Origin of the sequence: Tenacibaculum haliotis (assembly GCF_025215075.1) — a bacterium.
Lineage (GTDB): Bacteria > Bacteroidota > Bacteroidia > Flavobacteriales > Flavobacteriaceae > Polaribacter > Polaribacter haliotis_B.
Genome location: NZ_JAOBTH010000024.1, coordinates 116,970 through 130,991 on the forward strand (window position 1 = coordinate 116,970; position 14,022 = coordinate 130,991).

Annotated in this window: 12 protein-coding genes; 7 read left to right on the plus strand and 5 right to left on the minus strand. The window is 30.8% G+C overall.

Annotated elements, in window-relative coordinates; all coding sequences use genetic code 11:
- Positions 1-35 precede the first annotated feature (35 nt).
- From N2251_RS04795 to N2251_RS04815, 5 genes are read left to right on the plus strand one after another with little or no spacing between them, the layout of a single operon-like run.
- Positions 36-1,052, plus strand: a complete 1,017-nt coding sequence (locus N2251_RS04795; RefSeq protein ID WP_260585577.1) for a sugar phosphate nucleotidyltransferase — start codon at positions 36-38, stop codon at positions 1,050-1,052.
- Positions 1,030-2,010 (plus strand): tetratricopeptide repeat protein, encoded by a 981-nt coding sequence (locus N2251_RS04800; RefSeq protein ID WP_260585578.1) that lies wholly within the window; start codon positions 1,030-1,032, stop codon positions 2,008-2,010. The genes N2251_RS04795 and N2251_RS04800 overlap by 23 nt, the downstream gene beginning before the upstream one ends.
- 23 nt (positions 2,011-2,033) lie before the next feature.
- Positions 2,034-2,804 carry a lipoprotein insertase outer membrane protein LolB1 gene (gene lolB1, locus N2251_RS04805; protein WP_260585579.1) on the plus strand — a complete coding sequence of 257 codons (771 nt, stop codon included), beginning with the start codon at positions 2,034-2,036 and terminating at the stop codon, positions 2,802-2,804.
- Positions 2,804-4,018: a murein hydrolase activator EnvC family protein gene (locus tag N2251_RS04810; protein WP_260585580.1), complete on the plus strand. Its 1,215-nt coding sequence runs from the start codon at positions 2,804-2,806 to the stop codon at positions 4,016-4,018. Before lolB1 ends, N2251_RS04810 begins: the two co-directional genes overlap by 1 nt.
- Positions 4,019-4,023: 5 nt before the next feature.
- Entirely contained in the window at positions 4,024-5,058 is a 1,035-nt protein-coding gene (locus N2251_RS04815; RefSeq protein WP_260585581.1) for an AI-2E family transporter, read from the plus strand.
- A gap of 7 nt (positions 5,059-5,065) precedes the next feature.
- Here N2251_RS04815 and N2251_RS04820 read toward each other — a convergent pair whose 3' ends face one another.
- Both N2251_RS04820 and N2251_RS04825 read right to left on the minus strand, forming a co-directional pair.
- A complete protein-coding gene (locus N2251_RS04820; RefSeq protein WP_260585582.1) occupies positions 5,066-5,578 on the minus strand; it encodes an acyl-CoA thioesterase in 513 nt (170 codons plus the stop codon).
- A 60-nt stretch (positions 5,579-5,638) separates the two neighbouring features.
- Positions 5,639-6,538, minus strand: a complete 900-nt coding sequence (locus N2251_RS04825; protein WP_260585583.1) for an HU domain-containing protein — start codon at positions 6,536-6,538, stop codon at positions 5,639-5,641.
- A 95-nt stretch (positions 6,539-6,633) separates the two neighbouring features.
- On the opposite strand from N2251_RS04825, the gene dprA reads away from it, so the two are divergent.
- Both dprA and N2251_RS04835 read left to right on the plus strand, forming a co-directional pair.
- Positions 6,634-7,737 carry a DNA-processing protein DprA gene (gene dprA, locus N2251_RS04830; RefSeq protein ID WP_260585584.1) on the plus strand — a complete coding sequence of 368 codons (1,104 nt, stop codon included), beginning with the start codon at positions 6,634-6,636 and terminating at the stop codon, positions 7,735-7,737.
- A gap of 12 nt (positions 7,738-7,749) precedes the next feature.
- Positions 7,750-8,835 (plus strand): hypothetical protein, encoded by a 1,086-nt coding sequence (locus N2251_RS04835; protein ID WP_260585585.1) that lies wholly within the window; start codon positions 7,750-7,752, stop codon positions 8,833-8,835.
- 140 nt (positions 8,836-8,975) lie between these two features.
- Here N2251_RS04835 and N2251_RS04840 read toward each other — a convergent pair whose 3' ends face one another.
- The 3 genes from N2251_RS04840 to mfd all read right to left on the minus strand — a co-directional run bounded on the left by N2251_RS04840 (position 8,976) and on the right by mfd (position 13,952).
- Positions 8,976-9,833, minus strand: coding sequence for a DMT family transporter (locus tag N2251_RS04840; protein ID WP_260585586.1), 858 nt, complete (start codon positions 9,831-9,833; stop codon positions 8,976-8,978).
- A 3-nt stretch (positions 9,834-9,836) separates the two neighbouring features.
- Positions 9,837-10,373: a metal-dependent hydrolase gene (locus N2251_RS04845; RefSeq protein WP_260585587.1), complete on the minus strand. Its 537-nt coding sequence runs from the start codon at positions 10,371-10,373 to the stop codon at positions 9,837-9,839.
- Between the two features lie 207 nt (positions 10,374-10,580).
- Positions 10,581-13,952 carry a transcription-repair coupling factor gene (mfd, locus tag N2251_RS04850; RefSeq protein ID WP_260585588.1) on the minus strand — a complete coding sequence of 1,124 codons (3,372 nt, stop codon included), beginning with the start codon at positions 13,950-13,952 and terminating at the stop codon, positions 10,581-10,583.
- Positions 13,953-14,022 lie beyond the last annotated feature (70 nt).

Sequence of the window (14,022 nt, forward strand, 5' to 3'; positions counted from 1 at the left end):
TGGTATATTGCACCGTTAAAAATCGAAAAGAAAATATGAAGATAATAGTTCCAATGGCAGGAATTGGGTCTCGTTTAAGACCTCATACACTAACAACTCCAAAACCTTTAACAGTTATAGCTGGTAAACCAATTGTACAACGTTTAGTAGAAGATATTACTTCGGTTGTAAACCAACCAATAGAAGAAATTGCTTTTATAATTGGTACTGCTGCAAAAGGTTTTCCTGCGGATACTAAAGATAAATTAATTGCAATTGCCGAAAGTTTAGGAGCAAAAGGCTCAGTATACGTTCAGGAAGAAGCCTTAGGAACTGCACACGCTATTTATTGCGCTAAAGAATCTTTAACAGGTTCGTGCGTTGTTGCTTTTGCTGACACTTTATTTAAAGCTGATTTCACCTTAGATGCAAATGCAGATGGTGCTATTTGGGTAAAACAAGTTGAAGACCCAAGTGCCTTTGGTGTTGTAAAACTAAAGGATGGTGTTATTACTGATTTTGTTGAAAAGCCAAAAGAATTTGTCTCTGATTTAGCAATTATCGGTATTTATTACTTTAAAGATGGTGATAAACTTCGCGAAGAAATAAAACATTTAATAGATAATGATATAAGACCTACTGGTGAATTTCAATTAACTGAAGTTTTAGAATCTTTAAAACAACAAGGGGCTAAATTTATTCCTGGTAAAGTAGATGCTTGGATGGATTGCGGTAAAAAAGATCCAACGGTTGATACCAACAAACAAGTTTTAGGTTTCGAACAAGCCGATGGCAACAATTTAGTAGCTACTGACGTTGTATTAGAAAACTCAGAAATTATTCAACCTTGTTTTGTGGGTAAGAATGTAGTTTTAAAGAACACCAAAATCGGTCCTTTTGTTTCTATTGGTGAGAATAGTGTTGTTGAAAATTCAACAATCGTAAATTCATTAATTCAAACAAATGTTCAAATATCTAATGCAAAATTAGACAATGCAATGATTGGTAATCATGCAAAATACAATGCTAATTATACATCAGTAAGTATAGGTGATTACACAGATCTTACATAAAAAAAAACAGCATCAAGCATCAAGAATTAAGGTATTTTTATCTTTTTTCTTGATGCTTTGTTCTCTATTTATCTACTCTCAAGATAGTATTCCTGCTGCAGAAGCTCTCACCGAAAAAAAGGACATCTTATTTCAAGAAAGTTTCTTTAAAGCACTCTCGCAAAAAGCAATATTCAATTACAAAAAAGCTATTGAATATTTAGAAAACTGTAATCAATTAGTACCAAACAACAAATCGGTATTATTTGAACTTTCTAAAAACTATTTAAAACTAGGAAGAAATATTGAAGCTATAGAGTATATCAACTTAGCACTAAATAAAGAACCCGATAACCTGTGGATGCTAACTCATAAAGTAACTATTTTAAGGAGAGTTGCTCATTTCGATGAAGCCATAATTACCCAAGAAAAAATTGCAGAAAAACATCCAAAGAAAAAACAATTATTGGTTTTTTTACATTTACAAAACAGAAATGTTGTTGCTGCAAAAAAAGTATTAAATGAGCTAAAGGAAGCCAAATTATTAAATTCGAGATTACGAAGAATTCAAGAAAGGATAAACAACTCGCAACATAAAATTAAAAGTCATAGCGTTAAAGCAGTAAACACCAATTTTAGAGCCGTTTTTGAAAAAGAAAAAACATATAAAAGCTTACAATCCTTATTAAAAGAACTAACAATAAGAAAAAGTTACAGCGATTTATTAAAATACAGCGAACAAGGTTTAACCTTGTTTCCTGCGCAGCCATTTGTTTATTTAATGAATGGTAAAGCTCTTAATAACAACAAACAACATAAAAAAGCATTGCTAACTTTACAAAACGGCATTGATTTTGTAATAGATAACAACAAAATTGAAGCAAAATTTTATTTAGAAATGGCTACAGCTTATAAAGGTTTACATGATAACCAAAGGGCTAAAAATTTTAAAAATAAAGCTTCAAAAATTCTAAAATAGGTTTCTTTACTAGTATAAACTTTATGAAATATTTTACAATACTTATCATTTTATTTTTAGGATTTATTTCGTGTAAATCGAGCAAAAACGCGACTAATAATTCAGCCCCAATTAAAGAAATGTCTGCTCGAAGAGTGGCTAAAAAACACATTGCTGCTAATTTTGATAAAAAAACAATTGACGCACGTTTAAAAGTTAATTATAAAAACGCCAAAGAAAAAGTCGGATTTTCTGTACGTATGAAAATTAAAAAAGATCAAGTTATTTGGTTAAAAGGAACCAAGCTTATTACTGTTTTTAAGGCTAAAATTACGCCTACAAAAGTGCAGTTTTATTCTCCTTTTTATAAAAATTATTTTGAAGGTGATTTTTCGATGCTTAAAAAATTATTAGGTACAGATATAAATTTTCAGCAATTACAAAACATGTTATTGGGACAGTCTTTATTTAATGTAAAATCGAAGCGACATGCTGTAGAAATTTCTAACAAATCATATCAGCTTTCACCAAAAAAGCAATCCGAATTATTTGATCTCTTTTTTTATGTAAATTCACTTCATTATAAATTGAACAAACAATCGGTTGTAAATAAAGAAAAAAAGCAACGTTTAGATATTTCATATCCTAAATATGCTAATAAAAAAGGTGTCTTATTTCCTGAAAAAATTAAGATCAACGCAAAACAAAATAATTCGTTTACCAATATTGATATTACAACACGTTCGATAGAATTTAACACAAAACTGAACGTTAGTTTTAAAATGCCAAGTGGCTATAAAGAAATTAAATTATAATGAAAAAAACTGTTTTATATCTCTCATTTTTATGCCTTTTCACCGTAAGTTTTTCTTCTTTTGGTCAGGAACGAAAGACCTTAGAAAAAAAACACAAAAAGCTAAAAAATGAAATTAAACAGATTAATAACTTATTATTTAAAGCTAAAAAACAAAAAGGAAATGCTTTAGATGATTTAAAAGATATAAGTCAAAAAATTGGTGCTCGTGAACGTTTAATTAAAGTAATTGAGCTAGAATCTCAAAAACTATCAAAAGAAATAACGCTAAATGAAAAGCAATTAGCCACCTATAATGAGCAGCTTAAAAAGTTAAAAAAAGAATATGCTGATATGGTTGTAAAAACTCATAAAAGTAAGTCTCAACAAAGTAAAACTATGTTTTTACTTTCGTCTGAGAGCTTTTATCAGGCTTATAAGCGCTTAAAATACATGCAGCAATACAATGAATATCGAAAAAAACAAGGAGAAGATATTATTGTAAAATCAAATGAAATTAAACACTTTAACGATTCTTTAGTGCAAAAGAAAAAAGCTAAAGAGTTATTAATTTCTGATGAAAAATCGCAGAAAAAAGAAATAGAATCTGATAAAAAAAGTCAAGAAAAATTAGTTTCTAAAATTAAAAAAGAAGAAAAAAAATACAAGCGCGATTTACAACGTAAAATAAAAGAAGAGCAACGAATAACAGCTCGTATAGATAAATTAATTAGAAATGCCATTGCCAAAGCAAATAAAGGAAAAAAGACAACTAAAAAAACATCGTCTGGTTTTGTTTTAGATGCTGCTGAAAAAAAGCTATTAGTAAATTTCGAGCAAAATAAAGGGCGTTTACCATGGCCTGTAGCCGGAATTATAACACGAAGGTATGGTATACAGCCACATCCTACATTTTCTGGAATAAAAATTAATAGCCCTGGTTTACATATTGTTACCAAAAAAAATACAGATGCTAAAAGTATTTTTAACGGTAAAGTATTAGCCTTACAATCACAATCTGGTGGTAAAAAATCGGTATTAATACAACACGGTAATTATATATCAGCATATAACAACCTAGAAAACGTATATGTAAAAAAAGGAGATAATATAAAAACTGGAGAAAGAGTAGGAAAGGTTTTTACTGATAAAATTTCAGGCAAAACAAAGCTTCTTTTTGTGCTATTTAAAAATACTTCGAAATTAAATCCAGCAAACTGGATACGTACAAACTAAGATAAATGAAAAATTCTGCAAGTTTTATCATCATTATTACTGTTATCATTGCCTTATTAGTGATTGGTAAAGGAATTTTAATACCTTTTATTTTTGCCTTAATTTTTTGGTTTTTAACACGTGAAATTCGTAAAACAATCTACAAAATACCGTTTGCTAAAAAGTTTATTCCTATTTGGTTAAGCAATGTTTTTGTGTTTACATTTATTGTTTTAAGTTTTGGTTTTGTATCAGGAATTATTACCAATAGTATTACTGATTTATCTACTTCTTATTCTAAATACGAACCGAATATTGATGCAACTATTAAAAGTTTAGATACTTATTTTCATATTGATATCATCAAATCGGTAACATCGGTCGTTGGTGATTTTAATTACGGGTCGGTTTTAGGAAATATCGCTAACGGAATTAGTAGTTTATTAGGTGATACTTTTATGATTATCATCTATGCCTTATTTATCTTCTTAGAAGAAAGTAGCTTTAAAAAGAAACTTATTAAAGTATTTGAGGGAAAAGGAGATAAGTATGCAAGCATGCAATCGATGTTAGCAAAAATTGAATATTCTATTTCAAATTACTTGCGATTAAAAACCTATGTAAGTTTACTTACCGGAATTTTAAGTTATATCGTTTTATTAATTGTAGGCGTAGACAGCGCACCGTTTTGGGCCTTTTTAATCTTTCTACTAAATTATATACCAACCATTGGTTCGTTAATCGCTACGGTTTTTCCAGCAATTTTTAGTTTGATACAATTTGGTGAGTTTACCCCCTTTTTAATTGTATTGATTGCCGTAGGTTTGGTACAAGTAATTGTAGGTAATATTATTGAGCCTAAATTATTTGGAAAATCCTTAAATTTAAGCCCTTTAGTAACTATATTATCCTTAGCTATTTGGGGTAAAATATGGGGTGTTACTGGTATGATTTTAAGTGTACCGATTACCGTGATTATGATTATTATCTTTTCTCAGTTCGACAAAACAAAATCAGTCGCTATTTTCCTATCTGAAAATGGTGATATAGATAAGGTTTAAGCCTTTTTTATCCTAAGAACAATGCTTTTAGTTCATTTGCTTCTTTAGGATCTAATTTACCCGCTAAAACCAAACTTAATTGCTTTCTACGTAAAGCCGCATCGTAACGTTTTTTCTCTAATTCAGTTTCTGGTTCAATTGGTGGAACGGGTACTGGTTTTCCTGTTTCATCAACAGCAACAAATGTATAAATACCTTCGTTTACTTTTGTTTTTTCACCAGATTGGCGATCTTCAATCCAAACATCTACATAAATTTCCATAGATGATTTAAACGCTCTAGAAACTTTTGCTTCTAAAGTTACCACACTTCCTACAGGAACAGATTTTGTAAAAGCAACATGATTTACAGAGGCAGTAACCACAATTCGTCTAGAATGACGACGTGCAGCAATACTACAAGCTCTATCCATACGAGCTAATAATTCTCCTCCAAAAAGATTATCTAAATAATTAGTTTCTCCTGGTAAAACAAGATCGGTAAGTACTGTTAATGATTCTTTAGGTGTTTGCGCTTTCATCAATTAATTTTTGATGCAAAGATATACATAAAGCTAAAAAGTAAGTAATTTAAAAGTTGATTATTTAATCAATAACCAAGCATCTGCGCTAACACTTTCTTGAATAGAAATTAACGCTTTACGAGCTTCGTCTTTAGAACTGAAACTTGAATACGTTACTTGGATTAATCCAAATTTATTTTTTCCTATTATTTTAGCATCGTAACCAAGTTGTTGTAATTCTGCTAATTTATTTTCAGCATTTTTTACTTCTTGAAAAGCACCCGCAACAATATGAAAATTAAAGTTTTTTGCTTTGGTTACATTTAAGTTAATACTAGGCAACGGATTGTCGATTACAAAAGTAGCCGATTGTATTTTTTTAGTTGCTGTTTCTTGTTGATTTGCTAAAAATTCTTTCTGCGATTGATTTTGAATACCATTCCAACCAGCATATGTTATCCCTACTAAAACTGCCGCTGCTGCCGCATATTTAAAGAATACAGGTGTATTACTTTCTTTTTCTTGACTAACTACAGGTAATGGTTTTACTTCTTGTTTATATCTTGTTACAGAAGTACTTTCAATTTCTGACAAACCAAAAGATGCTATTAAGAAATTACTAGCTACATTTGGTTCAAAAACAATTTGTGCTGCTTCATTTAAAGACAAAGTTCCTACTGATGCAACCTCAACTGAAGTAGCTGCTAATTTCTTTTTCCATTCAGCAACTTCATTTGCAATGAAAGTTGTTGCTTCTTCAAAAGAAATCTTTTTACTCGAAGCAATATAATTTGCCAACAAACCATCATTATGTTGTAAATACGAGTTAAAAGTAATTTGCTTTTTAGGCGGATAAAATGTCTGAGTAGCATCATTCATTTTAGCACCTATTTTGTTGGTTACAAAACCTCCAAAATTAGGAACAATTACGCAATCGTATCTGTATAATAAATCGTTTATGTAGTTAGCTAATGTCATAATAACAAATATAGTTTTTTTGCTGAGTTGTTTGTAGTTTTCGCATATTTTTTATCAACAGTTTTTTTGTATATTGATAATCAAATTATTGCTGCATGAAATCAACTAAAATCTTAGCTATTCTTCGATTACAAGCGACTAAAAATATTGGTGATATTTTAGCTAAAAAGTTAATTACTGCTACAGGTGATGTTGAACAGGTCTTTAAAGAAACTGCAACTTCTTTGCAAAAAATAAACGGAATCGGTGCTCATGTAACTTCTCATTTATTTGATCTAGAAAACTTAAAAAGGGCAGAGGAGGAGTTGGTTTATATTCAAAAAAACAATATTGAGTATTCTTATTTTTTAGAGGATGATTATCCACAAAATTTAAAATATTGTATTGATGGACCTATCTTATTTTTTAAAGATGGAACAATAAACCTTAACAGTAAAAAAATTATCTCGATTGTAGGAACCAGAAAAATAACCTCATATGGTCGTGATTTTTGCAATCAATTAATAGCTGATTTATCGGCATATAATCCTATAATCATAAGTGGTTTTGCCTACGGAGTAGATATTTGTGCTCATAAAGCTGCAATTAAAAATAACTTACAAACTATTGGGGTTTTGGCTCACGGATTAGAGCAAATTTATCCGAAAACTCATAAAAAATATATGAGCGAAATTCACAAAAATGGTGGGTTTATAACCGAATTTTGGCATAAAGAGCAACCACTTCGGGAAAATTTTTTAAAACGGAATCGGATTGTTGCTGGTTTATCCAAAGCCACTATTATTCTTGAATCAGCAGAAAAAGGAGGTTCGTTGGTAACTTCAGATATTGCAAATTCTTATAATCGAGATGTTTTTTCATTACCTGGCAGAACTACCGATTTATATAGCAAAGGCTGTAATAATCTTATCAAAAATAATCAAGCACATTTATTAACCTCAGCAAATGATGTTGTAAAAATGTTGAATTGGGATATTCAACAATCAAAAATAGCAACTCCTTTACAGCAACAGTTATTTATTAGCTTAAATGAAACGGAACAAAAAGTATATGATTTTTTACAACAAAAAGGCAAACAATTATTAGATGTGATTGCTTTAGAATGTGATATTCCTGTTTATAAATTATCTTCACTATTGCTTGAAATGGAGCTCAAAGGAGTTATAAAACCTTTACCTGGTAAATTGTTTGCCATTTAGTACCTTTGAAACATGTCTGAAGAAAAACTAATATCTCAAAGAAAACCTGCATATCCTGTTAATAAAAAGCTTTCGCTCTATTTAAAAAGACATAATAGAACCATTCAAATCCCTATCTTTTACGATGATTTGTTGCGTTTTCAAGGATCAATAGCTGTATATGACAAACACGATAACGATACTCTTTGGGTTCGTGTATATTACAACGAATTTGAACGCGAAGAAATAGATTTAAGCTTAAAAAAAGTGTATAACATTTTACATTCAAACGGGTCGGATGCTAGTATAAAACACTTAAATATTGATGCCGTTGATTTTTGTACGTTTGGTAATTCGCAACCATTTCGAGTAAAGGTCCGAAATATTTTAAACGATAATTACACGTATTTTTACGTTAAAAAAACAGATGCTTCCCGTATTTATGGCTTAGAATTAGAAGATATTTTATCGCCTTATAATTTAAACTTCTTAGTACATCAAGATACCTTAATTGAAGAACATATTTCTGGTATTCCGGGTGATGTTTTTATTAAAGATTATTTAGATGATTGTTTGGCTATTGAAAAAGCACAAATAGCCAAAGAATTTGTAAAGTTTAACGAGCGTTGTATGATTCGTTTATTAGGCGATATGCGTTCGTATAATTATGTTGTGGTGCCAACCCACGATTTTGAAAATGTGGTGTATAAAATTCGTCCTATAGATTTTGATCAGCAGTGTTATGAAGGGAAATTTAAGGTTTATTATCCGCAGTTTTTTAAAGAGAATTTAAAAATGGTGCAATTGGTTGCTGAGAAATTAACTTCAGAATCGGTAGAACAGTATCAATTAGAAGAACGATCTATTGTAGCAAAACGAGTTTTAGGTTCTCGTTCGCGATTAAACAGATTACTTGCCGCAATGAAATCAGACAATATTTCTATTCCTAAAAACATTGAAAAACTAAAATCGGAAATTTTCGAATTTACAGGTGATATTAATTTTAGAGATAGTGACGGAATGGGCGAAATACTAGACAATGCTTTAAGTTTTGTTCGTAGAAATTACGAAGACGTAACTATGAAAAGCATTATCCAACAACAACAAAAACTGTATTAATATAAATTTACTCTTCAATAGAAATTATTGAAGAGTAAATTTATATCGTATTCTTTTAAAAGAACAACTAAAAAAGTATTAATAAAGAAGGGCTATAAAAATTACACATCATTTTTGGTTTTTAGTAACTCTAAACAATGTTATTTTTTACTACGAATACTCTCAATAACCACCGTTACCAAAATTAAGCTTCCGCCTATAAAAGTATTCCATGTCGGAATTTCATTTAAAAAGACAAAAGCTAAAATGATTCCGAATATTGGTTGCACACTACTAATAATACTTGCCGCTGAAACTGAGAAAAATTGTAGTGAATGTACCATTAAACTATGCCCAATTGCGGTGGTTAACAATGCTAACAATAATACATACGTATATTGACTTTCAAACCCAGAAACATCCATAAAAAACAACACAGGTACTAAACATATTGTAATTATTAAGGTTTGATAAAACATTAATAATACACCGTTGTATTGCAATACATATTGTTTTAAAATTAAGATTCTAATCGAGTAGCATAGGGCAGAGAGGAGTCCGAATAATATTCCTTGAACATTCTCACTTTCTAAATTAAAATCGGGCGCTAATGTGTAAATCCCCAATAAAACCATGCAACCTAAAAGAAGATATATAGGGTTGAATTTTATTTTTAAAAACAAGGGTTCTAAAAAAGCAATCATTACCGGAAAAGTATATAAAGAGAGCATTCCGATAGCTACATTAGATCGTTTTAAAGCGTAGAAATAGGTAATCCAATGAAGTGCCATAAAAATTCCGCTTATAATAAACGGAACTACGTGTTTGGTAGATTTTATTTTGATATCAATTTTTTTAAATCGACAAAAAACATATAAAAATACCATGGCAAAAGCAGAGCGAAACCATACAATTACTTCTGATGGCATGGCTATATATTTACCTAAAACACCCGACGTACTTATAAAAAGTGTTGCTAATAATAAACCTGATATATTTTTTAGCTGATTGTTTTGCATTGATTATTTTTTGTCCCTTTTAAAATAGCTCGTAATTAACATATAGATTATACTCGGAATTCCAATCCAAATAAACTCACTCATAATCACTTTAACGCCTCTTTCTCCAAAAAAACGTTCAATTCCAATGGGAGAAACTTTAATTGGTCGCCAAGGAAAAAAATAACGACTCGTATCGAAAGGAGAAAAAAATGCAACTCCTAAACCACCAGTTGTTAAAGCATCTAAAAAAGCATGTGAAGCGGTACATATTGTAAAAAATAAAATGAGAACTGCACCTTTTTTAGTAAATATTTCTTTTCTATAAAATATTAAGGTGATTAAAAAACCTAAAATGAACGCAAATAAAAGTGAATGCGAAAAGCCGCGATGTCCCCAAAAACTCCCGTATTTAATTCCGAAACTAAAGCCTATTACATCAGCGTCTGGTAATATTGCACAACCAATACCTAATAAAAGGAACTTCCAATTTACAATAGATTTCGAAAACCCTTTTCCGAAGGCAAACGATGCTAATACGTGACCAAATATTGATGCCATTTTATGTTTTTTATTTTTCTTTATTACGAAGAGTAAAATGATGAAATAATCTTCTATTTAGATACAGATTTCTTCTGTACATCCCAATAACGTCCGTTCTCACATTTAGCAAGAATAACCATACTGCTCGTCATTACGAAGAGTGAAACGATGAAGTAATCTTATATTTAAATACAGATTGCTTCGTGCCTCGAAATGACATTCGTTTTATACTTTTTGTAATATTTTTAAAGCTGTATTTACTGAATCAATTCTGATAAAAGTGATTAATAATCGTAATCCGTTTTTGGTAGTTTTTTCTTTCATTACACAGCTTTTCGAATTTTTTTGAACATACTGCAGCATTTTTGTAAATGCTGGTGTTTGATAAAATCCGCTTTGCTGATCAGAAACAAAATAACCAATCATACGTTTTTGTTTTAAAATAACTTTCTCTAAACCAAGTTCTTTCGCCAACCATTTTATACGAACACTGTCTAATAAATCTTGAACCTGCGTTGGGTATTCTCCAAAACGATCGGTAATTTGACTTTCAAATTCTACCAATTCTTTTTCTTCGGTTAAGGTTCCTAATTTGTTGTATAAACTCAATCTTTCGGTTACAGAATTTACATAATCATCAGGAAAAAGAATTTCAAAATCGGTATCAATTTGTACTTCTTTTACATATTCTTTCGGTACATTTTCGTCTACTGGATACAGTTCTTTAAACTCGTTTTCTTTCAACTCAACAATAGCTTCTTGTAATATTTTCTGGTAGGTATCAAAACCAATATCATTAATAAACCCGCTTTGTTCACCACCTAATAAATCTCCTGCACCACGAATTTCTAAATCCTTCATGGCAATATTTAATCCGCTTCCTAAATCAGAAAATAACACCAATGCTTCAATACGTTTACGCGCATCATCTGTCATCATATGAAAAGGCGGCGTAATAAAATTACAAAATGCCTTTTTGTTCGATCGCCCAACACGGCCACGCATTTGATGCAAGTCCGACAATCCGAAGTTATTGGCATTATTGATAAAAATAGTATTGGCATTTGGTACATCTAATCCGCTTTCGATAATCGTGGTAGACACTAAAACATCAAACTCGTTATTCATAAAACCAAGCATCAATTCCTCTAACTTTTTACCTTCCATTTGTCCGTGCCCAATTCCGATTTTAGCATTCGGTACCAACCGTTGTAACAAACCGGCAACTTCTTTAATATTTTCGATTCTGTTATGAATAAAAAATACTTGTCCACCACGAGAAATTTCATAAGAAATGGCATCTCGAATTGTTTCTTCGCTAAAGCGGATTACACTAGTTTCAATAGGATGACGATTTGGTGGCGCTGTTTTTATTACCGATAAATCTCGTGCTGCCATTAAACTAAACTGTAATGTACGCGGAATAGGGGTAGCAGTTAAGGTTAACGTATCTACATTTTCTTTAATCGTTTTTAACTTGTCTTTTACGGCAACTCCAAACTTTTGCTCTTCATCAATAATTAGTAATCCTAAATCTTTAAAATTGACTTTTTTATTGGTTAATTGATGCGTTCCTATCACAATATCTACACTTCCGTTAGTAACACCTTCTAAAACTCCATTACGCTGTTTTGTGGTTCTAAAACGGTTTAGGTAATCAATAGTAACTGGAAAGTCTTTTAAACGCTCTGAGAAGGTCTTAAAATGCTGAAAAGCCAAAATAGTTGTAGGCACTAAAATTGCCACTTGTTTTCCGTTATCTACTGCTTTAAAAGCAGCTCTAATAGCAACTTCTGTTTTACCAAAACCAACATCACCACACACCAAACGATCCATGGGTTGTGCTTTTTCCATATCGGCTTTTACATCTTGTGTTGATGTGAACTGATCTGGAGTATCTTCATAAATAAAACTTGCTTCTAACTCGTGCTGCATGTGCGTATCCGGACCGAAAGCATAACCTTTTTGTAATTTCCGCTTTGCGTATAACTGAATTAAATTAAAGGCAATGTGTTTTACTCTAGCTTTGGTTTTTTGTTTAACTTTTTTCCAAGCATCTGAACCTAACTTGTATATTTTAGGTGGTTTACCGTCTTTACCATTAAACTTAGATATTTTATGTAACGAGTGAATACTTACATATAAAATATCGCGATCGCCATAAATAAGCTTAATGGCTTCTTGTTTTCTATCTTCTACATCAATTTTTTGTAATCCTGCAAACTTTCCTATTCCATGATCGATATGCGTTACGTAATCACCTATTTCTAACTTGGTAAGTTCTTGTAAAGTGATAGATTGTTTTTTCTCATAACCATTTTTTAAACGGAATTTATAATAACGCTCAAATATTTGATGATCGGTATAACAAACAATCTTGTTTTCTAAATCTACAAATCCTTGATATAACGGAAATACAATAGTTTCATAAGATACCTCGGCTTCATTATCATCAAAAATATCGTGGAATCGTTGTGCTTGTTTGTCGTTAGAACAAAATATGTAATTGGTAAATCCTTTTGCTGAAAATTCATTGAAATTCTGAATTAACAAATCGAATTTTTTATTAAAAGAGGGCTGCGGATGGGTATCAAAAATTACGTCACACTGAACTTGTTTCAGTGTCGCATTATGTGATTCCGAAACAAGTTCGGAATGACCTGTTTTACCAAAATTAACTGTCGTAAAATCTGCTAACTGTTTTTTTATCAAAGCACCATCACAAAATAATTCTGAAGGTTTTGAGTGGTTTATATCTGTAGATAGTTCATTAAACGATAATTCTGCTTTTTTATAGAACTTATCTAAATTTTCGGTAAGAATATCGTTGTTTTTTACAAAAATTGCTGTTTTAGCAGCAATGTATTTTAAGAAGCTTTCTCTACTTTCTTGTAGTGTTTTGTTTTCTACATTCGGCATTATAGAAACTTTCTTCAGTTTTTCTTTAGAAAGTTGGGTTTCTACATCAAAAGTTCGAATACTATCTACTTCATCACCAAAAAACTCCATTCGATACGGTTCATCGTTCGAAAATGAAAACACATCGATTATTCCCCCACGCACTGAAAACTCACCAGGTTCGGTAACAAAGTCAACTCGATTAAAATTGTATTCGAACAATACTTCGTTTACAAAATCGGGCGATACATTTTCGCCAACCGTAATTTTAAGTGTATTTTTTTCTAGTTCTTTTTTAGTAACTACTTTTTCGAATAGGGCAGTAGGATAAGTTACTATTATCGCTGGTTTTTTCCGCGAATTAATTCGGTTTAAAACCTCTGATCGTAACAGTACATTGGCATTATCAGTTTCTTCTATCTGATAAGGTCTGCGATAAGATCCCGGATAAAACAATACATTTTTATCGCCTAATAATTGTTCTAAATCGTTTAAATAATACGCTGCTTCTTCCTTATCGTTAAAGATTAACAAATAGGGTTTATCAGCTTTTTTAAAACTTTCAGAAATAACAAAAGACAACGAAGAACCAACCAAATTCGCTATTTGAAAATGGTGTTGTTCTTGTTGAAGTGCATTTACAATCTGCTTTACTTTGCCCGATTGTTGGTAATGATTTACAATAGTTTGCTTACTCAACCTTAAAAAATTTACGCAAATATACGAGTATTATTTTTTTAGCTTTTTAGTTAAAATAACTCGAAATATG

Coding starts and splice junctions, on each gene's coding strand:
- N2251_RS04795 (WP_260585577.1), top strand. CDS start 36: ATGAAGATAATAGTTCCAATGGCAGGAATTGGGTCTCGTTTAAGACCT.
- lolB1 (WP_260585579.1), top strand. CDS start 2,034: ATGAAATATTTTACAATACTTATCATTTTATTTTTAGGATTTATTTCG.
- N2251_RS04810 (WP_260585580.1), top strand. CDS start 2,804: ATGAAAAAAACTGTTTTATATCTCTCATTTTTATGCCTTTTCACCGTA.
- N2251_RS04815 (WP_260585581.1), top strand. CDS start 4,024: ATGAAAAATTCTGCAAGTTTTATCATCATTATTACTGTTATCATTGCC.
- N2251_RS04820 (WP_260585582.1), bottom strand. CDS start 5,578: ATGAAAGCGCAAACACCTAAAGAATCATTAACAGTACTTACCGATCTT.
- N2251_RS04825 (WP_260585583.1), bottom strand. CDS start 6,538: ATGACATTAGCTAACTACATAAACGATTTATTATACAGATACGATTGC.
- dprA (WP_260585584.1), top strand. CDS start 6,634: ATGAAATCAACTAAAATCTTAGCTATTCTTCGATTACAAGCGACTAAA.
- N2251_RS04835 (WP_260585585.1), top strand. CDS start 7,750: ATGTCTGAAGAAAAACTAATATCTCAAAGAAAACCTGCATATCCTGTT.
- N2251_RS04840 (WP_260585586.1), bottom strand. CDS start 9,833: ATGCAAAACAATCAGCTAAAAAATATATCAGGTTTATTATTAGCAACA.
- N2251_RS04845 (WP_260585587.1), bottom strand. CDS start 10,373: ATGGCATCAATATTTGGTCACGTATTAGCATCGTTTGCCTTCGGAAAA.